20 protein-coding genes are annotated in these 21,203 nt (G+C 56.6%); 10 read left to right on the top strand and 10 right to left on the bottom strand.

The features are described from left to right. The first annotated feature begins 8 nt into the window (after window positions 1-8). The 3 genes from rpe to trpS are packed head-to-tail and all read left to right on the top strand — an operon-like array spanning window position 9 to window position 2,437. Entirely contained in the window at window positions 9-686 is a 678-nt protein-coding gene (gene rpe, locus PGR23_RS11495) for a ribulose-phosphate 3-epimerase (RefSeq protein ID WP_015369389.1), read from the top strand. After that, window positions 679-1,440 (top strand): phosphoglycolate phosphatase, encoded by a 762-nt coding sequence (gene gph, locus PGR23_RS11490; protein WP_047048014.1) that lies wholly within the window; start codon window positions 679-681, stop codon window positions 1,438-1,440. The genes rpe and gph overlap by 8 nt, the downstream gene beginning before the upstream one ends. Beyond that, window positions 1,433-2,437, top strand: coding sequence for a tryptophan--tRNA ligase (trpS, locus tag PGR23_RS11485; RefSeq protein WP_015369391.1), 1,005 nt, complete (start codon window positions 1,433-1,435; stop codon window positions 2,435-2,437). Before gph ends, trpS begins: the two co-directional genes overlap by 8 nt. Window positions 2,438-2,505: 68 nt before the next feature. On the opposite strand, the gene cysG is transcribed toward trpS, so the two are convergent. The 3 genes from cysG to nirB all read right to left on the bottom strand — a co-directional run bounded on the left by cysG (window position 2,506) and on the right by nirB (window position 6,898). Further along, window positions 2,506-3,879 carry a siroheme synthase CysG gene (gene cysG / locus PGR23_RS11480; protein WP_047050227.1) on the bottom strand — a complete coding sequence of 458 codons (1,374 nt, stop codon included), beginning with the start codon at window positions 3,877-3,879 and terminating at the stop codon, window positions 2,506-2,508. A gap of 152 nt (window positions 3,880-4,031) precedes the next feature. Then, window positions 4,032-4,358: a nitrite reductase small subunit NirD gene (gene nirD, locus PGR23_RS11475; protein ID WP_015369393.1), complete on the bottom strand. Its 327-nt coding sequence runs from the start codon at window positions 4,356-4,358 to the stop codon at window positions 4,032-4,034. Further along, window positions 4,355-6,898: a nitrite reductase large subunit NirB gene (nirB, locus tag PGR23_RS11470; RefSeq protein WP_047078892.1), complete on the bottom strand. Its 2,544-nt coding sequence runs from the start codon at window positions 6,896-6,898 to the stop codon at window positions 4,355-4,357. Before nirB ends, nirD begins: the two co-directional genes overlap by 4 nt. 215 nt (window positions 6,899-7,113) lie before the next feature. Between nirB and PGR23_RS11465 the strand changes: the two genes are divergently transcribed. Then, entirely contained in the window at window positions 7,114-8,436 is a 1,323-nt protein-coding gene (locus PGR23_RS11465; protein WP_032715192.1) for a cytosine deaminase, read from the top strand. On the opposite strand, the gene tsgA is transcribed toward PGR23_RS11465, so the two are convergent. After that, the gene (gene tsgA, locus PGR23_RS11460; RefSeq protein WP_396279349.1) at window positions 8,433-9,611 is read right to left on the bottom strand and encodes an MFS transporter TsgA; all 1,179 of its coding nucleotides are present in this window, start codon (window positions 9,609-9,611) and stop codon (window positions 8,433-8,435) included. The two genes, PGR23_RS11465 and tsgA, sit on opposite strands and share 4 nt — an antisense overlap. A gap of 277 nt (window positions 9,612-9,888) precedes the next feature. Here tsgA and ppiA point away from each other — a divergent pair, with 277 nt between their 5' ends. The 5 genes from ppiA to argD all read left to right on the top strand — a co-directional run bounded on the left by ppiA (window position 9,889) and on the right by argD (window position 13,230). Next, on the top strand, window positions 9,889-10,458 hold the full coding sequence (gene ppiA, locus PGR23_RS11455; protein WP_015369397.1) for a peptidylprolyl isomerase A: 570 nt from the start codon (window positions 9,889-9,891) through the stop codon (window positions 10,456-10,458). 106 nt (window positions 10,459-10,564) lie between these two features. Next, entirely contained in the window at window positions 10,565-10,732 is a 168-nt protein-coding gene (locus PGR23_RS11450) for a YhfG family protein (protein WP_064571555.1), read from the top strand. Next, a complete protein-coding gene (locus PGR23_RS11445) occupies window positions 10,722-11,324 on the top strand; it encodes a putative adenosine monophosphate-protein transferase Fic (protein WP_047048022.1) in 603 nt (200 codons plus the stop codon). The genes PGR23_RS11450 and PGR23_RS11445 overlap by 11 nt, the downstream gene beginning before the upstream one ends. A gap of 32 nt (window positions 11,325-11,356) precedes the next feature. Beyond that, window positions 11,357-11,920, top strand: a complete 564-nt coding sequence (pabA, locus tag PGR23_RS11440) for an aminodeoxychorismate synthase component 2 (RefSeq protein WP_396279350.1) — start codon at window positions 11,357-11,359, stop codon at window positions 11,918-11,920. 89 nt (window positions 11,921-12,009) lie between these two features. Then, complete coding sequence (argD, locus tag PGR23_RS11435; RefSeq protein WP_047078894.1) at window positions 12,010-13,230, top strand: bifunctional acetylornithine/succinyldiaminopimelate transaminase; 1,221 nt, start codon at window positions 12,010-12,012, stop codon at window positions 13,228-13,230. Here the strand turns inward: argD and PGR23_RS11430 are convergent. Both PGR23_RS11430 and crp read right to left on the bottom strand, forming a co-directional pair. After that, the gene (locus PGR23_RS11430; protein WP_396279351.1) at window positions 13,220-15,298 is read right to left on the bottom strand and encodes a YccS/YhfK family putative transporter; all 2,079 of its coding nucleotides are present in this window, start codon (window positions 15,296-15,298) and stop codon (window positions 13,220-13,222) included. The two genes, argD and PGR23_RS11430, sit on opposite strands and share 11 nt — an antisense overlap. A gap of 50 nt (window positions 15,299-15,348) precedes the next feature. Then, window positions 15,349-15,981, bottom strand: coding sequence for a cAMP-activated global transcriptional regulator CRP (crp, locus tag PGR23_RS11425; RefSeq protein WP_000242758.1), 633 nt, complete (start codon window positions 15,979-15,981; stop codon window positions 15,349-15,351). A 304-nt stretch (window positions 15,982-16,285) separates the two neighbouring features. On the opposite strand from crp, the gene PGR23_RS11420 reads away from it, so the two are divergent. Then, window positions 16,286-16,690 carry an OsmC family protein gene (locus tag PGR23_RS11420; protein WP_015703648.1) on the top strand — a complete coding sequence of 135 codons (405 nt, stop codon included), beginning with the start codon at window positions 16,286-16,288 and terminating at the stop codon, window positions 16,688-16,690. A 62-nt stretch (window positions 16,691-16,752) separates the two neighbouring features. Here PGR23_RS11420 and PGR23_RS11415 read toward each other — a convergent pair whose 3' ends face one another. The 4 genes from PGR23_RS11415 to PGR23_RS11400 all read right to left on the bottom strand — a co-directional run bounded on the left by PGR23_RS11415 (window position 16,753) and on the right by PGR23_RS11400 (window position 21,046). Then, window positions 16,753-17,622: a phosphoribulokinase gene (locus PGR23_RS11415; protein WP_015369404.1), complete on the bottom strand. Its 870-nt coding sequence runs from the start codon at window positions 17,620-17,622 to the stop codon at window positions 16,753-16,755. Between the two features lie 72 nt (window positions 17,623-17,694). Then, complete coding sequence (locus PGR23_RS11410) at window positions 17,695-17,913, bottom strand: YheU family protein (protein WP_015369405.1); 219 nt, start codon at window positions 17,911-17,913, stop codon at window positions 17,695-17,697. Continuing rightward, complete coding sequence (locus PGR23_RS11405) at window positions 17,910-18,932, bottom strand: hydrolase (protein ID WP_045375901.1); 1,023 nt, start codon at window positions 18,930-18,932, stop codon at window positions 17,910-17,912. Before PGR23_RS11405 ends, PGR23_RS11410 begins: the two co-directional genes overlap by 4 nt. 209 nt (window positions 18,933-19,141) lie before the next feature. After that, the gene (locus tag PGR23_RS11400; protein WP_396279352.1) at window positions 19,142-21,046 is read right to left on the bottom strand and encodes an ABC transporter ATP-binding protein; all 1,905 of its coding nucleotides are present in this window, start codon (window positions 21,044-21,046) and stop codon (window positions 19,142-19,144) included. Between the last annotated feature and the right edge of the window lie 157 nt (window positions 21,047-21,203).

The following is a 21,203-nucleotide window of genomic DNA, read 5'->3' as shown; positions in this document are numbered from 1 at the left end:
AGATGCGGATGAAGCAGTATTTGATTGCCCCTTCGATTCTGTCGGCTGATTTTGCCCGTTTGGGCGAGGATACCGCTAAGGCACTGGCGGCGGGCGCGGATGTCGTACACTTCGACGTCATGGACAACCACTACGTGCCGAATCTGACGATTGGCCCGATGGTGCTGAAGTCGCTGCGCAACTACGGCATTACCGCGCCGATCGATGTGCACCTGATGGTAAAGCCGGTCGACCGCATCATTCCTGATTTTGCCGAAGCCGGCGCCAGCATTATCACTTTCCACCCGGAAGCCTCTGAACACGTCGACCGCAGCCTGCAGCTTATCAAAGAGCACGGCTGTAAAGCGGGGCTGGTATTCAACCCGGCAACGCCGCTGAGCTATCTCGATTACGTTATGGATAAGCTGGATGTGATTCTGCTGATGTCGGTTAACCCAGGCTTTGGCGGCCAGTCCTTTATTCCGCACACTCTTGAAAAACTGCGTCAGGTGCGTCAGCTTATCGATCAATCCGGCTACGACATTCGCCTTGAAGTCGATGGCGGCGTGAAAGCCAGCAATATTGGTGAAATTGCCGCCGCCGGTGCGGATATGTTTGTCGCCGGTTCGGCGATCTTCGGCCAGCCGGACTACAAAAAAGTTATTGATCAAATGCGCAGTGAATTAGCGAAGGTTAGTCATGGATAAATTACAGGCCATCCGCGGCGTGGCATTTGACCTGGACGGTACGCTGGTCGATAGCGCGCCGGGTTTAACCGCCGCCGTTGATAGCGCGCTTTACGCGCTGGAACTGCCGGTGGCAGGTGAAGAGCGCGTCGTGACCTGGATTGGCAACGGCGCAGACGTCCTGATGGAGCGGGCGCTGAATTGGGCTCGCCAGGAGCGTGCCACGTTACGCGCGGCGATGGGGAAACCTTCCGTCGACGATCATGATATACCGCAAGACGAACAGCTACGCGTTTTGCGTAAACTGTTCGACCGCTATTACGCCGAAGCGGCGGAAGAAGGCAGTTTCTTGTTCCCGGCAGTGGCCGATACGCTCGGCGCGCTGCACGCAAAAGGCCTGCCGCTGGCGCTGGTTACCAACAAACCGACACCGTTCGTGGCGCCCTTGCTCGAGGCCCTCGATATCGCGAAGTACTTTAGCGTGGTGATCGGCGGCGACGATGTGAAGAATAAAAAGCCGCATCCGGATCCGCTGCTGCTGGTGGCGGAAAAGCTCTCTCTGACGCCAGCCGAACTCCTGTTCGTTGGGGATTCGCGCAATGATATTCAGGCGGCGAAAGCGGCGGGCTGTTGCTCTATCGGTCTGACTTACGGCTACAACTACGGCGAGCCGATTGCGTTGAGCGAGCCGGATTTTATCTTTGACCAATTTAATGAACTCTTGCCCGCTCTTGGGCTACCGTACAGTGAAACTCAGGAATTAAAAAATGACTAAGCCCATCGTTTTTAGTGGCGCACAGCCCTCAGGTGAATTGACCATTGGCAACTATATGGGTGCGCTGCGTCAATGGGTAAACATGCAGGATGACTATCACTGTATTTACTGCATCGTTGACCAGCACGCAATCACCGTGCGTCAGGATCCGCAGAACCTGCGTAAAGCGACGCTGGATACGCTGGCGCTGTACCTGGCCTGTGGTATCGATCCGCAAAAGAGCACCATTTTCGTCCAGTCTCACGTGCCGGAACACGCCCAGCTGGGCTGGGCGCTGAACTGCTACACCTATTTCGGCGAGCTGAGCCGCATGACCCAGTTTAAAGACAAGTCCGCGCGCTACGCCGAGAACATCAACGCCGGTCTGTTTGACTACCCGGTACTGATGGCCGCTGATATTCTGCTGTACCAGACCAACCAGGTACCGGTAGGCGAAGATCAGAAACAGCATCTTGAGCTGAGCCGCGACGTCGCGCAGCGCTTTAACGCTATCTATGGCGATATCTTTAAAGTGCCGGAGCCGTTTATTCCTAAGTCCGGCGCGCGCGTGATGTCCCTGCTGGAGCCGACCAAGAAGATGTCCAAGTCCGATGACAACCGCAACAACGTCATTGGTCTGCTGGAAGACCCGAAATCGGTAGTTAAGAAGATTAAACGCGCGGTGACCGACTCCGACGAGCCGCCGGTTGTCCGTTACGATGTGCAAAACAAAGCGGGCGTTTCCAACCTGCTGGATATCCTCTCCGCCGTGACCGGCCAGAGCATTCCGGAACTGGAACAGCACTTTGAAGGTAAAATGTACGGCCACCTGAAAGGCGAAGTCGCCGAAGCGGTTTCCGGTATGCTGACCGAGCTGCAGGAGCGCTATCACCGTTTCCGCAACGACGAAGCGTTCCTTAATCAGGTGATGAAAGAGGGGGCGGAAAAAGCCAGCGCGCACGCTTCTAAGACCCTGAAAGCGGTGTATGAAGCGATTGGCTTTGTCGCTAAGCCGTAACAAGGCTCGCTGAAGGTAAAAAAACCGGGATAATCCCGGTTTTTTTGTGTCTGTCAGAGCGCATTAGCTTAATGGTGAGAAAACCAGTTCAGCTTGTCGCGTAGCGCCACCACGCGGCCCACGATAATCAATGCCGGGCTGGCCATCTGCTGCGCCAGAATATCCAACCGATCCAGAGTGCCGGCGACAACCTTCTGGTTGACCGCGGTGCCGTTCTCGACGATGGCGGCCGGCATATCCGCCGCCATGCCGTGGGCGATCAGCTTTTCACGGATCGCCGGCGCCTGGTTTAGCCCCATATAGAACACCAGCGTCTGTTTTTCCGCCGCCAGGTTTTGCCAGTCGAGATCGCTACCGGTTTTCAGATGGCCGGTAATTAGACGTACGCCCTGGGCGAAATCACGGTGGGTAAGCGGAATGCCTGAGTAGGCCGAGCAGCCGGATGCGGCGGTGATCCCTGGCACCACCGAGAACGGAATACCTGCCGCGCAAAGAGTCTCCAGCTCTTCGCCGCCGCGGCCAAAAATAAACGGATCGCCGCCTTTCAGGCGCACGACACGCTTGCCGCTTTGCGCTTCGCGCAGCAGGATTTGGTTAATTTCCTCCTGCGGCACGCAGTGATAGCCTGCGCGTTTGCCGACAAATACCCGATCGGCGTCGCGGCGCACCAGATTCATAATATCGTCGGAGACCAGCCGGTCGTAGACCACCACATCGGCCTGCTGGATCTGCTGCAGCCCTTTGAGGGTGAGCAGACCGGCATCGCCCGGACCGGCGCCAACCAGCACCACTTCGCCGCGATGTTCCAGTGGTTCATTCAGTAACCGTTCCGTGGTATCGGCGACGGCCTGACGATCATCGTTCGCCAGCGATTGGGCGAGGCCATCGTTAACAAATAGCTTTTCCCAGAAGCGGCGGCGTTCGCCGACGGTAGCGAACTGCTTTTTCACCCTTGAGCGCAGCTGCCCGGCATAGCGGGCGATTTGTCCGAGATGCAGCGGCAGCAGCGATTCGAGCTTTTCACGCAGCAGGCGCGCCAACACCGGCGAGGTACCACCGGAAGACACGGCGACCATCAGCGGCGAGCGGTCGATAATTGACGGCATGATAAAGCTAGCCTGACGGGGCGCATCCACCACGTTACAGAAAATACGCCGTGATTCGGCTGCCTCGCTGACCTGCTGATTAACGACATCATCGTCGGTGGCGGCGATCGCCAGCCAGCAGTTATCGAGCAGCGCAGGATTGAAATCGCCCTGCGCCAGCGTCAGCATCTGCGCCTCGGCCCACACCTGAAACTGCGGAGTAAACTGGCGTGAATTCACCGTTAACCGGGCGCCGGCGTCGAGCAATAGACGCGCCTTGCGTTCAGCGACATCGCCGCCGCCGACCAGCAAGCAGTCGCGATCGCGTAGTTGGCAAAAAATAGGTAAGTGGTCCACGGCAGATCCTCACGGCAAGGGGGGAAAGGGAGTGCGGTCGTAGCATAGCAGCAGAGGGAATCACGGAGATATGAATTTTGCCGCCTCTACTTAGTAGTGGTTATAAGCCGATGATATGGTTCCCCCCGCGGCGCGGAGGGAACCATGCGGCATCAGGCTTTCAGCTGCACTTTGCCATCTTTAACACGGGCTTCGTAATGGGCGATGGAGTGGCTCTCATCTTCCATGCACAACCCGTCGCTGAGGCGGAAGCGCTGCTTTTTCAGCGGGCTGGCAACCCACAGCGCGCCGTCATGCTCAGCGATGATCCCGCGGGACAGCACGCTGGCATTGAAGAATGGATCGATATTGCTGATGGCGAACACTCTGTCGTCATGGTACGGACGGAAGATAGCCACCTGCTGTTGCCCCAGCAGCGCGCAGACGCCGGTCGCCGGCAGGATGTCGTCAATTTTGCAGATGTTTACCCACTGGCTCATACGTTTTCCTCCACCAGCGTGACCGGGATGCGCTCATAGGGCGTGGCCGGGCGATGCTGGTCACGTTCCGGCACTACCTGAACGTTCGGGTCGCGCTGGTCGCTGTTGATAAAGTGTTTGAAGCGCGTCTGCGCCGCCGGGTTATTGACGGTCTCGGTCCATTCGCAGGCGAAAGCGTCGCGCAGGCGAGCCAGCTCTTCTTCAAGGTGATCGTTCAGGCCCAGCTTATCGTCGATGATGACGCTGCGCAGATAGTCGATGCCGCCTTCCATGTTGTCCAGCCACGGCGCGGTACGGGTCAGCTTATCGGCGGTGCGGATGTAGAACATCATAAAGCGGTCGAGATATTTGATGAGCGTATCGCGATCGAGGTCCGCGGCCAGCAGATCGGCGTGGCGTGGTTTCATCCCGCCGTTACCGCACACGTACAGGTTCCAGCCTTTCTCGGTGGCGATGATCCCAACGTCTTTACCCTGTGCTTCCGCGCATTCACGGGTACAGCCGGAGACGCCGAACTTCATTTTGTGCGGGGTACGGATGCCTTTATAGCGGTTTTCCAGTTCTACGCCGAAGCCGACGCTATCGCCGACGCCGTAGCGGCACCAGGTACTGCCGACGCAGGTTTTCGCCATACGTAGCGCTTTGGCGTAGGCATGGCCGGTTTCGAAGCCGGCTTCAATCAGCTGACGCCAGATCTCCGGCAGGTCATCTTTTTGCGCGCCGAACAGACCGATACGCTGGGAGCCGGTGATTTTGGTATACAGATTAAATTCGCGCGCGATGCGACCGACGGCAACCAGGCCTTCTGGCGTAATTTCGCCGCCTGCGGAGCGCGGGATAACCGAGTAGGTGCCATCTTTCTGGATGTTGGCGAGGAAGTTATCGTTGGTGTCCTGCAGCGGCGTGTGCTGTGGTTTGAGGATGTACTCATTCCAGCAGGAGGCCAGCAGGGAACCGACGGTCGGCTTACAGACTTCACAGCCGTAGCCCTGACCGTGTTTTTCCAGCAGCTCGTCGAAGGTTTTGATGCCTTCCACGCGGATCAGGTGGAACAGTTCCTGGCGAGAGTAGGCGAAGTGCTCGCACAGATTGTTGTTCACTTCGATACCCTGTTTCGCCAGCTCGGCGTTGAGCACCTGCGTTACCAGCGGAATACAACCGCCGCAGCCGGTTCCGGCTTTGGTTTCCGCTTTCAGCGCCGCCACGGTGTGACAGCCTTTATTGATAGCGGCGATCAGGTCGCCTTTGCTGACGTCGAAGCAGGAACAAATCTGCGCGCTGTCCGGCAGTTTATCCACGCCGATAGACGGCTTGCCGCTGCCGGCGTGGGCCGGGAGGATCAGCGAATCCGGATTTTCCGGTAATTCGATGGCGTTCAGCACCAGCTGCAGCAGGTTGCCGTAATCGCTGGTGTCGCCGACCAGTACCGCGCCAAGCAGGGTTTTGTTATCTTCGCTGACGATAAGCCGTTTGTAGACTTCTTTGCTTTCGTCGAGATAGACGTAGCTACGCGCGCCCGGCGTACGCCCGTGGGCGTCGCCGATACCGCCAACGTCAACGCCGAGCAGCTTCAGCTTGGCGCTGAGGTCGGCGCCGGTGAACAGATTGTCGTTGCCGAGGATATGGTCAACCGTCACCTGCGCCATTTTGTAGCCCGGGGCGACAAGACCATACACGCGGTTATTCCAGCTGGCGCATTCGCCGATAGCGTAGATATCCGGGTCGGAGGTCTGGCAGCTATCGTTGACCATGATGCCGCCGCGTTGGGCGACCGCCAGCCCGCACTGGGTAGCCAACTTGTCGCGCGGACGGATACCGGTAGAGAAGACGATGAAATCGACCTGCAGTTCGCTGCCGTCGGCGAAGCGCATCGTTTTGCGCGCCTCGGTGCCCTGCTGAACAATCTCTTTGGTGTTTTTGCTGGTGTGAACTTTCACCCCCATGCTTTCGATCTTGCGTTTCAGCTGCTCGCCGCCCATCTGATCGAGCTGCTCGGCCATCAGCATCGGCGCAAACTCGATCACGTGGGTTTCCACGCCGAGATTTTTCAACGCGCCGGCTGCTTCCAGACCGAGCAGGCCGCCGCCGACCACCGCGCCGCGTTTGCTGCGACGGGCGCAGGATTCGATGGCGTTAAGATCTTCAATAGTACGATAGACGAAGCAATCCTGGGTTTCCGCGCCTTTAATCGGCGGGATCCACGGGTATGAGCCAGTCGCCATAATCAGCTTGTCGTAGAAAACGGTACGGCCAGCGCTGGAGTGGATCACCTTTTCCTGGCGGTTGATGGTAATCGCGCGTTCGCCGACCAGCACCTTGACGCCGTGTTTCTCATAGAAACCTTCACGTACCAGCGACAGCTCTTCCGCAGTGTGATGGGAGAAGTAAGACGACAGGTGGACACGGTCATAGGCGATACGCGGCTCTTCACAGAACACGGTAATGTCGAATTGTCCGGCAGGCGCCTTATCAAGAAGCTCTTCGATAAAGCGATGGCCGACCATGCCGTTACCGATAATAGCGATTCTGACTTTGCTCATTTTTGCCTCGATTTCTTTTCTATTACCGCCTACCTTAACGATTCAGCTACTACACTCATTGATACAAATCAATTTAGAACTTACCTACCACTTAATGAGTATATTCATGATTTATAATGATTTTTATAAGTTATGGAAAAATCAGGCTTTTCCGTTCTGTTCTTTTTATGTACAAAGGCAGCGGAAGAAATGAGCAATATTCAGGGGAGCAAACTATGTCGACAACGCCGCTGTGGTTAATTCAGAACGTCCATCTGCCAAAGAGGGAAGGGTTGTGGCAGATTGCGATTGATAAAGGGCGATTCGGCGACATTACGCCGATGGGAGAGGCACGCAGCGAGAGCTACGAAGTGCTTAACGCCCGCGGCGGATTGGCCATCCCGCCGTTTATCGAACCGCACATTCATCTCGATACCACGCAGACGGCGGGAGAGCCAAACTGGAACCAGTCCGGGACGCTGTTCGAAGGGATTGAGCGTTGGGCCGAGCGTAAAGCGCTGCTAAGCCATGAGGATGTGAAAGCCCGTGCGTGGAAAACGCTGCGCTGGCAAATCGCCAACGGCATCCAGTTTGTTCGCACCCATGTCGATGTTTCTGACCCATCGTTGACCGCGCTGAAAGCGATGCTGGAAGTCAAACAAGAGGTAGCGCCGTGGGTCGATTTGCAGATAGTCGCCTTCCCCCAGGAAGGGATTTTATCCTACCCCAATGGTGAGAGTTTGCTGGAGGAGGCATTACGGCTGGGCGCCGATGTGGTCGGGGCGATCCCGCATTTCGAATTTACTCGTGAATACGGAGTGGAATCGCTGCATATCGCCTTCCGTCTGGCGCAGAAATACCAGCGTCCGCTGGATATCCACTGCGATGAAATTGACGATGAACAGTCACGCTTTGTCGAAACGGTCGCCGCGCTGGCGTTAAAAGAGGGAATCGGCCCCCGGGTGACCGCGAGTCATACGACTGCGATGCACTCCTACAATGGCGCTTATACCTCGCGGCTGTTCCGCCTGTTAAAACTCTCGGGCATTAACTTCGTCGCCAACCCGCTGGTCAATATTCATCTGCAGGGGCGCTTTGATGACTACCCGAAGCGGCGCGGCGTGACGCGGGTCAAGGAGCTGATGGCGGCCGGCATTAATGTCTGTTTTGGCCACGATGATGTGTTCGACCCATGGTATCCGTTGGGAACCGGCAACATGCTACAGGTGCTGCATATGGGGCTGCACGTTTGCCAACTGATGGGCTATCAGCAGATTAACGACAGTCTACAGCTGATTACCCACAACAGCGCCAGAACCTTTGGGCTCAATGATTACGGCATCGCTACCGGCAACCCGGCTAATCTGGTGATCTTGCCGGCGGAAAACGGTTTTGAAGCCGTACGCTGCCAGGTGCCGGTACGTTGGTCAATTCGTCAGGGAAGGGTTATTGCGACAACGCAGCTGGCGCAGACGTGGATACAGACCGATAAAGGCGGCGAGGAGCTGTTTTTTACCAAAAATAGCCCCTTTGCCGAAGCAAAGGGGCCTAAGGCTTAGTGCGCCGACGCGTTTTGACGGTGGCGGGAAACGAAGCCAAGGAGCAGACACATCACGAATACCACGGCATAGAGGCCGTTCGCGGTATGCAGCGCGGCCAGCGGGCCGCTAGCCGCGACGATCGGCCCGGTCACCACGAAGGTCAGCATGGTGCCGATGGTGCCGCAGGTCAGAATGAAGTTCACCAGCTTCGGTGAAGCGACTTTGGTCTGCTGCGAGCCCAGGGTAATGATCGAGGTATAGATGGCGCTGGAGAAGAAGCCAAGGGTCAGGATGAACCACGGCATATGCTCCGGCGAACCGTTAATGAACAGATACATCAGGACTGTCGCCAGGCCCGCCAGCACGGTCAGGATGCGCTGCAGGTCGAAGAAGCGCAGGATGAAGCTGAACGACCACATGCCGATCATATAGGACATCCAGAAATCGCTGACCAGGTTACCGGCATCGCCGAGGCTCATGCCGAGGCCTTTGGCATACTCTGGTACCCAGGAGATAAAGCCCAACTGGCCGAGGATGTAGCATAGCGCGGCGATGGAAAGGAACAGCACGCCGATGCCCCATTTCTCTTTCACTACCGGCTGGCTGTTTTCCGCCAGCGCTTTATTGCCAAGCACCGGGAACTCACAGCCGAAAGTCAGCACGAAAATAGCGACGTAGACCAGGCCGATACAGGCGTAAACCCAGTACCACTCGATGCTGCGCGCCAGCAGAACGGCGGCGACCATCGGGAAGATCATCCCTGCCATGCTGAAGAAGGAGTCCGTGAACAGCAGACGCGCACCGCGCTGGCGGCCTTCATACATGTGGGTAATCAGGAAAGTCCCGATCGACATGGTGATCCCGCTGACCAGACCGAGCACGAACATCGACGCGGAGAACAGCGTCAGGCTGTGGCCGAACATCAGCCCGGCGATGGCTAACAGCATCAGGATAAAGCCGAAGCGCAGCTGGGTTTTCAGCGGCACGATCTCCATCAGCCAGGCATTGAGAAAGATAGAAATCAGAATACCGGCATTGAGGAAGGTAAAGGTGTTACTCATACTGGACACCGGCAGATGGAAATAATCTGCGATGTTCCCCATCACCATCCCGGTGACGATCACCAACGCGCCGGTCAGGGCGTAGGAGAAAAAGCTGATCCATGTGAGCTTGATACGATTGCTGTTAGTCATGACAGGCCTGTGAATAGATAGGTAAAGCGCGTTGACGCTGCGCCGGGCGCACAGATTTTATTCATTCAAGTGATGAAGGCAAACGTTTATATTGAAATGTAGAATTTATTGCATGGATTTATGTGATATCAGTCACATTAGTGATCGGTGAGAGGATTGAGTCAGTTCGTAACAAGTGTTTCAGCTAAGTAAAATTAGGTAAAAGGCTAGCCCGCTATGCAAAGGCTCTTTAGAATCAAGGCACTTGCTTTTTACTCTGCTCCGTTAAGGAATTTCCATGCTCAAATCCACTCTGGCGGCGATGGCTGCCGTATTCGCCATTTCAGCATTCTCCCCCGCCATGGCGGCCAAGGGCGACCCGCACGTACTGCTGACCACTTCTGCTGGCAACATCGAGTTGGAGCTGAATAGCCAGAAGGCGCCGATTTCTGTCGATAACTTCCTGAAGTACGTGAACAGCGGTTTCTATAACAACACGACCTTCCACCGGGTGATCCCAGGCTTTATGGTGCAGGGCGGCGGCTTTAACGAGCAGATGCAGCAAAAGCAGCCTAACCCGCCGATTAAAAACGAAGCCGACAATGGCCTGCGTAATACCCGCGGGACGATCGCCATGGCGCGTACCGCCGATCAGGACAGCGCGACCAGCCAGTTCTTCATCAACGTGGCGGATAACGCCTTCCTCGACCACGGCCAGCGTGATTTTGGCTACGCGGTATTTGGTAAAGTGGTGAAGGGTATGGACGTCGCCGACAAAATCTCTCAGGTTCCGACCCACAACGTTGGCCCGTACCAAAATGTTCCGTCCAAACCGGTCGTTATTCTTTCGGCGAAAGTGCTGCCGTAACCCTCTTCTGGCGCGGGCGGTCCGCCTGCGCCTGGCTTGCCTCTCTGCGTAACCCGAAATTGCTGCTTATACTTGTGGCACACAGGGGACGATAAGGGAGGCGACCATGCGTTTACTCACCGATAAGCAAAAATCCCGGCTCTGGGAACAGACCCGCAACGCCAATTTTCAGGCCAGCAGACGCCTTGAAGGCGCGACGGTACCGCTGGTTAGCCTGACGGCTGAGGAAGCGCTGGCGCGTCTTGCCGAGCTGAGGAGGCGTCATGAGCGATAAATATGGCGACGGTCGCGACCCCTATCTCTATCCGGCGCTGGATGTGCTGCGTAACCGGCTGGGTATCCATCAGGCGCAACGGCTGGAACAAACTGTATGGGAATTCACTTCGCTGCGTGCGGCGACGATCCCGTTGGGCCCGCGCGGCCGCGGTTTACCGCATCTCTGCGCCATTCACCGGCAACTTTATCAGGATCTCTTTGACTGGGCGGGCAAACTGCGGGAAATCGATATCTACCAGGGCGATACGCCATTTTGCCACTTCGCGTGGATAGAGAAAGAGGGCAACGCGCTGATGCGCAAGCTGGAAGAAGAGGACTATCTGTGTGAACTGCCCCGGGAGACCTTCGTCGAGCGCCTGAGCTGGTACTACGGCGAAATCAATGTCCTGCATCCTTTCCGCCTTGGCAACGGCCTGACGCAAAGGATCTTCTTCGAACAGTTGGCCATTCACGCCGGTTACCTGCTCGACTGGCGGGGCATCGATCCGGATGCGTGGAGCCAGGCTAACCAGCTGGGCGCGATGGGCGACCCGGAGCCGCTGGAGCGGATCTTTCGTAAAGTGGTGAGCGAAGCGCGGGAATCTGAGTAGAATAGCCCGGTTTTGTTTTTTCCGGAGCCGCTATGATCCTGCTAATCGATAACTATGACTCTTTCACCTGGAATCTGTACCAGTACTTTTGTGAACTGGGGGCGGAGGTGCTGGTTAAGCGTAACGATGAGTTAACGCTGGAAGAGATAGCGTCGCTGGCGCCGGAGAAAATCGTCATTTCGCCGGGCCCCTGCACGCCGGATGAGTCCGGTATTTCGCTGAACGTTATCCGCCGCTATGCCGGTAAAACACCGCTGCTCGGCGTGTGTCTGGGTCATCAGGCCATCGCCCAGGTCTTTGGCGCCACCATCGTACGCGCCGCGCAGGTCATGCATGGTAAAACGTCGCTGATTGAGCACAACGGCGAGGGCGTTTTTCAGGGACTAAACAACCCGCTTACCGTTACGCGCTACCATTCATTAGTTATCGACCCGCCGACCCTTCCCGCGGATTTTATCGTTACCGCCCGCAGCGCCAGCGGTGAAATCATGGGTATCCGCCATCGCCAGTGGGATCTCGAAGGCGTGCAGTTCCACCCGGAGAGCATTCTTAGCGAACAGGGACACCAGTTGCTGGAAAACTTCCTTAAACGCTGATTTGTAGTTGCCATGATGTGATTTATTATGCATATTTTGTGATTAAAACATCGCAATCATTGCACATTACACAGAAGGATGGGCATCACATGGCAACAGATCAACCGGCAATCACCCGCGCCACATTCGATGAAGTCATTCTGCCGATTTATGCACCGGCGGAGTTTATTCCGGTGAAGGGGAAAGGCAGCCGCGTTTGGGATCAGCAGGGCAAAGAGTACGTTGATTTTGCCGGCGGGATTGCGGTGACCGCGCTGGGCCACTGTCACCCGGCGCTGGTGGCGGCGCTGCACGAGCAGGGCGAGACCCTGTGGCACACCAGCAACGTTTTTACCAACGAGCCGGCGCTGCGCCTGGGGCGCCAGCTGGTAGATGCCACTTTTGCCGAGCGCGTGGTGTTTATGAACTCCGGAACGGAAGCCAACGAAACGGCGTTCAAGCTGGCGCGTCATTACGCGATCACTCGCCATAGTCCGTACAAAACCAAAATCATCGCTTTCCATAATGCTTTCCACGGACGGTCGCTGTTCACCGTCTCGGTCGGCGGTCAGCCGAAATACTCTGACGGTTTCGGGCCGAAACCGGCAGATATCGTGCATGTTCCATTTAACGATCTCGAGGCGGTGAAAGCGGTGATCGATGACCATACCTGCGCGGTGGTGGTTGAGCCGATTCAGGGCGAGGGCGGGGTGATGGCGGCGACGCCAGCGTTCCTGCAGGGGCTGCGCGATCTGTGCGACCAGCATCAGGCGCTGCTGGTATTTGATGAAGTGCAGTGCGGTATGGGCCGTACCGGTTCATTGTTCGCCTATATGCATTACGGCGTGACGCCGGACATCCTGACCAGCGCGAAAGCGCTCGGGGGCGGTTTCCCGATTAGCGCGATGTTAACCACCAATGAAATCGCCAGCGCCTTCCATGCCGGTTCCCATGGCTCCACCTACGGCGGCAATCCGCTGGCCTGTGCGGTGGCGACCGCGGCTTTCAACCTGATTAACACGCCGCAGGTGCTGGCGGGCGTCAATGCCAAACGGGCGCTGTTTGTCGAACACCTGCAGCAGATCGATGCGCAGTTTGATCTGTTCAGCGACATCCGCGGCATGGGACTGTTAATCGGCGCCGCGCTTAAGCCGCAGCATCACGGACGCGCGCGCGATTTCCTCTATGCTGCGGCGGAGGCCGGGGTGATGGTGTTAAACGCCGGGCCGGACGTAATGCGCTTTGTGCCGTCGCTGGTGATTGATGATAGCGATATCGCCGAAGGGATGGCGCGCTTCGCGCAGGCGGTTAAAAACGTACTTAGCGCTTAGTCGTGCGTAGCCAGATGCCGTGATGCGGACGCTGACGCCATGCCACCGACGAAATGGTGTGCATGGTGTTCAGATGGCCGAGGATCCGCTGCAAATGCTGCTCAAGGGTGCTGAGCGGCCCACGCAACACTTCCCCGTCCTGGGATTCCATAATATTCACATCGCCCGCGCTGCCCGGCCCGTCTGAATCCAGACGCTGCTGACAGCGCTGCAGGGCAATTTCACAAGACTCCAGATACCGCTGCGCCAGGTCAGGCGTTAGCATCGTATGCTCGCGTGCCAGCGTGGTCATGGCGTTGATATGCTCAACGATAAACTGGCTATGGGTTACCCACAGCTTCATATCTTCCAGATAGTGCGAGTTAAAGCCCGGTTCCTGCATCGCCTGGTTAAGCGAGTTATACAGGGCGTTGTGCGCCTGGTTGACGCGCATACGTTGGTAGGCCAACGCCGGGGCCTGCGGATCGGCGCTAAGGATCAGCCGAATAGCCTCCTGATCGGCCTCCAGGGCATCGTGGGCGTTTTTACGTAGCAGGCCGCTCTGCCATTGCGGCCATAGCCAGACCATTCCGCCAAAGGCGATCAGACAGCCAATGATGGTATCGATAAAGCGGGCGACGATGAACTGCTCGCCGTTAAGCGTTAGCAACTGCAGGGTATATACCGCGGTGACGGTAAAGCCCACCATCGCCCAGCCGTAGTGTTTACGGATGATGAGATAGCTCAGCAGCGTGATGAACAACATACCGCTTAACGTGTAGCTCTCCGGTACGTGGAAATGTAGGGTCAGCCAGGCGATCACCAGGCCCGCCAGGGTGCCTGCCGCCCGGTGGACAATCCGCACGCGGGTGGCGCCGTAACCGTTTTGCGTCACGAACAGCACGGTCATCAGGATCCAGTACGGCTTCGGCAGATGTAGGGCGCTGCCCATCAGGCTGGCGATGCTCAACATTACGCTGATGCGCGCGGCGTTGCGCAGCGCCGGGGATTTCAATGACAGGTAGTTCTTCAGCGCCGGTAGTAGCGGTAGGCGCCGTTCTTTATCCGCCATCAGATTCCGTGCGTACAGCGGGCGCTGGGTGCGCAGCACGCGGGCGATACGACTGAAGTGCCAGGCGCAGAACTGGCCTACCGGGTTATCGGAATGCTGATAAGCGATTTTTTCCAGCGCGCCGATTTGCTTATCCATCTGGAAGCGACGCGGGTAGCGGTGGTAGAGAATATCATCCGCCAGCACCCGCAGACGCGCGGCGACGGTCTGCGCGTTCCAGCGGATAACCGCTTCCGCATGGCTGCGCTCCACCAGTTTTTGCACCTCTTCCGGCTGGTGCAGGCTCACTGAAATATGTTCCTGCAGATCCAGCCCAACCTGGAACGCGCGCAGCAGGCGCTTATGATCGCTACGCTGGTTGGCGGCTAACATATGCATCTGCTGGTAGCATTGGGTAATTAAATCGACCACCTTCTGCTGGCGGGTAAGCAGCGGCGGCAGGGAGGTCGTCGGGTCAGTGTGCTGCGTCAGGAGGCTATATTTGGCCTCGCAATAATTAGCCAGTTCGCGGTAAAGCAGGCTTAACGACTCGCGCAGCGGCTGCTCCCGCCAGAGCCAAAACCAGAACCAGTTAAAGAGTCCGTACCACAAGGTTCCCAGCGCATAGATAAGCAGCGGCTCCCAGATGGGCATATTGCCGGCCAGGCTTAAGGTAAAAATGGCGGCGATAAGCGATGCCGGCAACAGGCGAGCGTGCAGCGAACTGATTTCCGCCGTCACGCCGAGAATCAGCGCCAGCGCGCTGAGGATAAGCGGCAGAGGGATTTCCCGCGCCAGAAGCAATTGCACAATCAGGCTGCTGCCGGCAAACAGGCAGCCGCCAACGATCAGGCGTTTGAAAAAGCGTTTATGCGGGGTGTCGAGACCGGCGATATTGCAACAGGCAGGAACTAATGAGAACAGCAACCCCTGCTGCAGATGGCCGAGCATAAGCCCGATGGCCACAGGTAGACACAGCACCAGCGTTTGCCGCAGTGCATAGTTGACTTCCGGGTGGTAAATCAGCCTGCGCCACATGGGAGAAACAAAAACGGCGTACTGCGCGGAGCAATACGCCGTTTAGCGACTTAACGGGTACCGTAGACGACGATAGTTTTACCGTGTGCGGAGATCAGATTTTGATCTTCCAGCATCTTCAGAATACGGCCAACCGTCTCACGAGAACAGCCGACGATCTGGCCAATTTCCTGGCGGGTGATTTTGATCTGCATCCCGTCCGGGTGGGTCATGGCATCAGGCTGTTTCGCCAGATTCAGTAAGGTCTGAGCGATACGGCCCGTCACGTCGAGGAAAGCAAGGTTACCGACTTTCTCGGAAGTGACCTGCAGACGACGCGCCATCTGAGAAGAGAGGCGCATCAGGATGTCCGGGTTCACCTGGATTAACTGACGGAATTTTTTGTAAGAGATCTCGGCCACTTCACATGCGGTTTTCGCACGTACCCAGGCACTACGTTCCTGACCTTCTTCAAACAGGCCTAATTCACCGATGAAATCGCCCTGGTTGAGGTAAGAGAGGATCATCTCTTTACCTTCTTCATCCTTGATGAGTACAGCCACGGAGCCTTTTACGATGTAGTAAAGCGTTTCCGCTTTCTCACCCTGGTGAATCAGCGTGCTCTTTGATGGGTACTTATGAATGTGGCAATGAGACAAGAACCATTCAAGGGTAGGGTCTGTTTGCGGTTTGCCAAGCACCATGCGCGGTTATCCTCTGTTATAAGCTATCTCCGGACGCCGACACTACACGGCATCCGGGCATGCAATCGTATTTTTCCCTATGCCTGGGAAGCTGGCTGCTCAATTTATGCAGCCTGTAATGTGAACTCCTCAGCATACATGCGGTACATCAATGTATTACTGTAGCATCCAGACTGTTTTAGCATAGCTTTCACCGCATGTCTCCTGGTGTCTCGCTTCAGCATGACCCAGGTCGCCTTCCGTTGCGAGATTTGTTATGTGCGCGTAATCTGTCAGGAAAATTGCAACAGCGGAGTTAAATTTTATGCAAGCGCGTGTGAAATGGGTGGAAGGTCTAACCTTCATCGGTGAGTCGGCCTCCGGCCACCAGATTTTAATGGATGGCAACTCCGGGGACAAAGCGCCCAGCCCGATGGAAATGGTGCTGATGGCGGCGGGCGGCTGTAGCGCAATTGACGTGGTGTCTATCCTGCAAAAAGGGCGTCAAAACGTCACCAACTGCGAAGTGAAGCTGACTTCTGAACGCCGTGAAGAGGCGCCGCGCCTGTTCACCCATATCAATCTGCACTTTATCGTCACCGGCAAAGAGCTGAAGGATGCGGCGGTGTCCCGTGCGGTGGATTTATCCGCGGAGAAGTACTGCTCGGTGGCCCTGATGCTGGAAAAGGCCGTCAACATCACCCACTCTTACGAAGTGATCGAAGCCTGAGACGAATTGATGTAGCGGGACGCTAACCCCGGCAGCACGGCGGCCGGGGTTTTATTTTGCCCTTAACTAATGGTTTTGCCTTCCATCAAGCGCTCGACCAGCGGCGCCATAATGAGCTCCATCGCCAGCCCCATCTTACCGCCTGGCACCACCAGGGTGTTCATATGCGAGATAAACGACCCCTGTAGCATCGCCAACAGCCAGGGGTAATCAATCCCCTGCAAATTGCGAAAGTGAATCACCACGAAGCTTTCGTCGAGCGATGGAATGCCTTTGGCGGCAAACGGATTCGAGGTATCGACCGTCGGCACACGCTGGAAGTTGATATGGGTGCGTGAGAACTGCGGGGTGATGAAATTGATATAGTCTTCCATCGAACGCACCACCGAGTCCATCACCGCTTCGCGCGAATGGCCGCGTTCGCTGGTATCGCGAATGAGCTTCTGGATCCATTCAAGGTTGACGATCGGCACCACGCCGACCAGCAGGTCGACATGTTTCGCCACGTCATGCTGCGGCGTCACCACGCCGCCGTGCAGCCCTTCATAAAACAACACGTCGGTCGGTTCAGGCAGCGGTTGCCATGGGGTAAAGGTGCCGGGAACCTGATTCCAGGGAACCGCTTCATCGTAGGTATGGAGATATTTTCGCGACTGGCCCTTGCCGAATTCGCCGTACTCTAAAAAGGTGCGTTCAAGCAGGCTGAAGTCGTTGGCTTCCGGGCCAAAGTAGCTGATGTGTTTGCCCTGATCGCGCGCCTTGCGGATCGCCATGTCCATTTCCGGGCGAGTATAGCGATGGAAGCTATCCCCTTCGACCTCCGCGGCATGCAGGTTCAGTTGCGAGAAAATTTTGCGAAACGCGAGGCTGGTGGTGGTGGTGCCCGCGCCGCTGGAGCCCGTGACTGCGATCACTGGATGTTTGGCAGACATAACAACTCCCTGATTAAGTGATGGTGTGTCGCCGTATCGCGCCAGGCACTCGCGGTTAGAGGGGCATGGCGCTTAGCCGTTAAACATCTTGCGGGGCATGATGTTGACCGTCTCGTGCAGTTCTGACCACACCAGCACGGCCTCCCCGGTTTTAAGCTGCTGTTTTACATCGGCGACTTTATCGGCAAGCGAACGTTCATGTTCACCATAATCGGTGCCTTCGCGCAACACAAAGCTTTCAATCAGATTATCCAGCGTTTCGGGATCGAGATCCTGCCAGGGAATAATCATGCTTGTCCTCCCAGCCAGCGGGTTAACCAATCCGGAATACGTTGCTCCAGCCACATTTGCGGTTTTCGCAGCGTACCGCCGACAAAGCCAACGTGGCCGCCCTGTTCCGTGAGCTGATATTCGACGTTAGCCGGCAGTTGTTCCTGCGGCGGAATTGAATGATGGTCCATAAACGGATCGTCTTTCGCGTGAATGATCAGCGTCGGCTTGGTGATATCGCTTAAGCGCGGCATCGCGCTGCACTGTCGGTAATAGTCTAGCGCATCGGCGAAACCGTGGATTTTGGCGGTGATCATGTCGTCGAATTCGCGGATGCGGCGCATGCTTTTAAGCTGGCGAAGATCGACCGGCAGCGAGCCTGGATAGGCTTTCAGCTTGCGCGCGGCGTTGGCTTTCAGCAGGTTGAGCAGGTAACGCTGATAGACGCGCGAAAATCCTTTGTCCATATGGTAGCTGCAGGCTTCCAGCATAAAGGGCGCCGAGACAATGACGGCTGCATCGAGCGGAATATTGTCGCCTTCTTTCGCCAGCAGACAGCCCAGCATGTTGCCGCCAAGCGAATAGCCTACCGCCGCCGTCGGCGCGGCGCCGAATTCGCGCTGCAGCCAGTGCAGGAACCAGGTACCGTCTTCCGTTTCGCCAGAGTGATAAATACGACTGTTGCGATTCGGCTCGCCGCTGCAACCGCGAAAATGCATCACCACCCCGAGCCAGCCGCGCTGCATGGCGGCGTGAATTAAACCGTGGGCGTAAGGGCTGTGCAGGCTGCCTTCCAGACCGTGAAAGACCACCAGTCGCGGTTTGTGGCGCGCGCCGGCGGGGTCTTCGCTCCAGGCCAGATCGACGAAATCGCCATCCGGCAGCTCAAGGCGTTGCCAGTGCGGCGTAAATCGGAGCTTGCGGCGGATGATCCGCGGCAGCATGGTTTGCAGATGACGATTGCCCACGCCGCGCATCGGATGGAATTCACGCGAGTCGTTATCGGGGGGCGTCACTGCTGTCGGGGTTATTTCAACCATAGTACCAGGATTATTAAGAAACTTTTAGAACACTATACCGCGCATAAAAGTGGGCGGTTAGCCAATATGTGGTCTTGCGGGTAATCGGTATAGATTACATGAAAATGACTCAAGAGAATGGCTGAGCGATGAATTTCGGAAAGTCTCCCGGGATGCCTAAGCAGAAAGTCCCGACGATGAATTTTCTCTCACCGCCGGGCGGTTACTCATTAACTTTCCTGCAGCATCCGCTCCAGCTGTTCCTGCGCGTCGAGCCACGCCATCTCACACTCTTCGAGCCCTGATTTGGCGCTCGCCTGCTGCTGCAGGCATGCGGTTAATTCCGCTTTGCGCGAGGCGTCATACAACTCGCTGTCGCCCAGTTTCTCTTCCGCCTGCGCCAGCTGCGCGTTGAGTTTATCCATCTCTTTTTCCAGACGGGCAATCTCTTTACGCAGCGGTTGCGTTTGCGTACGCAGTTCGGCTTCGCGGCGTTTTTGATCCTTACGCGCCTGCGCGCTATTGCCGTTATCCTTTGGCGCTTCAGAGGTCTGGTTTTCCAGCTTCTGCGAATCGCTCAGCCACTGCTGATAATCTTCCAGATCGCCATCAAAGGGTTCGACTTTGCCGTCGTGTACGAGGTACAGATCGTCAGTGGTGGAGCGGATCAGGTGGCGATCGTGCGAGACCACGACCAGCGCCCCTTCGAAGTCGATCAGCGCTTCGGTCAAGGCCTGGCGCATATCAAGATCAAGGTGGTTGGTCGGTTCATCGAGCAGCAGCAGGTTAGGGCGCTGCCAGACGATTAACGCCAGCACCAGACGCGCTTTTTCGCCGCCGGAGAAACGGCGGGTCTCTTCGCTGACTTTATCCCCCTGGAATCCAAAGCCGCCGAGGTAGTCGCGCAATTTTTGTTCCAGCTCCTGCGGCGCCAGGCGGGCCAGATGCTGTATCGGCGACTCATCGGCGCGCAGGAATTCGAGCTGATGCTGGGCGAAGTAACCGAGCTTAATGCCCTTAGCCAGGCCAATTTCACCGGACAGCGGCTGTAGTTCGCCGGCCAGCAGCTTAATCAGCGTTGATTTACCGGCGCCGTTGCGCCCCAGCAGACCGATACGCGAACCGGGTACCAGATTCAGCTTGATGGAGTCGAGAATAATTCGTTCGCCGTAGCCGGCGCTGACTTTCTCCATCTTGAGTAACGGGTTCGGTAGACTTTCCGGCGCGCGGAAGCTGAAGTGGAACGGGTTATCGACGTGCGCCGGGGCGATAAGCTCCATACGCTCAAGCATTTTGATACGGCTCTGCGCCTGCTTCGCTTTGGTGGCTTTGGCGCGGAAACGGTCGATGTAGCTCTGCAAGTGGGCTACGCGCTGCTGCTGGCTTTCATACATGGCCTGCTGCTGTGACAGACGGGTCGCGCGCTGGATTTCAAACGAGCTGTAGTTACCGGTGTATTCGAACATCGTTTGCTGTTCGATATGAATAATTTTATCGACGATCGGATCGAGGAAATCACGATCGTGGGAAATCAGGATCAGCGTACCGTTATAGCCCTTTAGCCACTTTTCCAGCCAGATCACCGCATCAAGATCGAGGTGGTTGGTCGGTTCGTCGAGCAGCAGCAGATCGGAACGGCAGATCAGCGCCTGCGCGAGGTTTAAGCGCATACGCCAGCCGCCGGAGAAATCACTGACCGGCCGATCGAGCTGTTCGTTACTGAAACCAAGGCCGTGCAGCAGGCTGGCGGCGCGGGAACGAATCGTCCAGGCGTCAATCGCATCCAGCTTACCGTGGACGGTGGCGATGGCATGGCCGTCGTCGCGCTCATTGGCCTGCTGTAAATCGGCTTCCAGCTTGCGGAACTCGCGATCGCCATCAATAACATAATCAATAGCCGGCAGCGGTAGGGCCGGCGTTTCCTGATTAACCCACGCCAGCTGCCAGTTGCTCGGGAAGGTCATGGAACCGCCGTCGGCGCTTATCTCGTTTTTCAAAAGCGAAAGCAACGTAGATTTACCGCAGCCGTTTTTACCCACCAGACCGACCTTCTGGCCAGGATTGATGGTGGCGGTGGCGTTGTCCAGCAGGACGCGTACGCCGCGACGAATTTGTAACGAGGAGAAAACAATCATAAGGCGCCGTATGTTCAGACTATGTTAATTTGTCTTTATGATAATGTAGTGTGGAAGCGAAACGCTCCATTGGGCCGCAATGGTAGCCCAAAATGAAGACGATAGACAAAGTCATTCTGGTTGCGTCGAGACGCAGCCGCTTCGCAAGCCGCCAGAT

The sequence above is a fragment of the Klebsiella sp. 141162 genome, assembly GCF_050600755.1.
Lineage (GTDB): Bacteria > Pseudomonadota > Gammaproteobacteria > Enterobacterales > Enterobacteriaceae > Klebsiella > Klebsiella aerogenes.
This window is presented reverse-complemented; position numbering and strand designations above follow the sequence as displayed.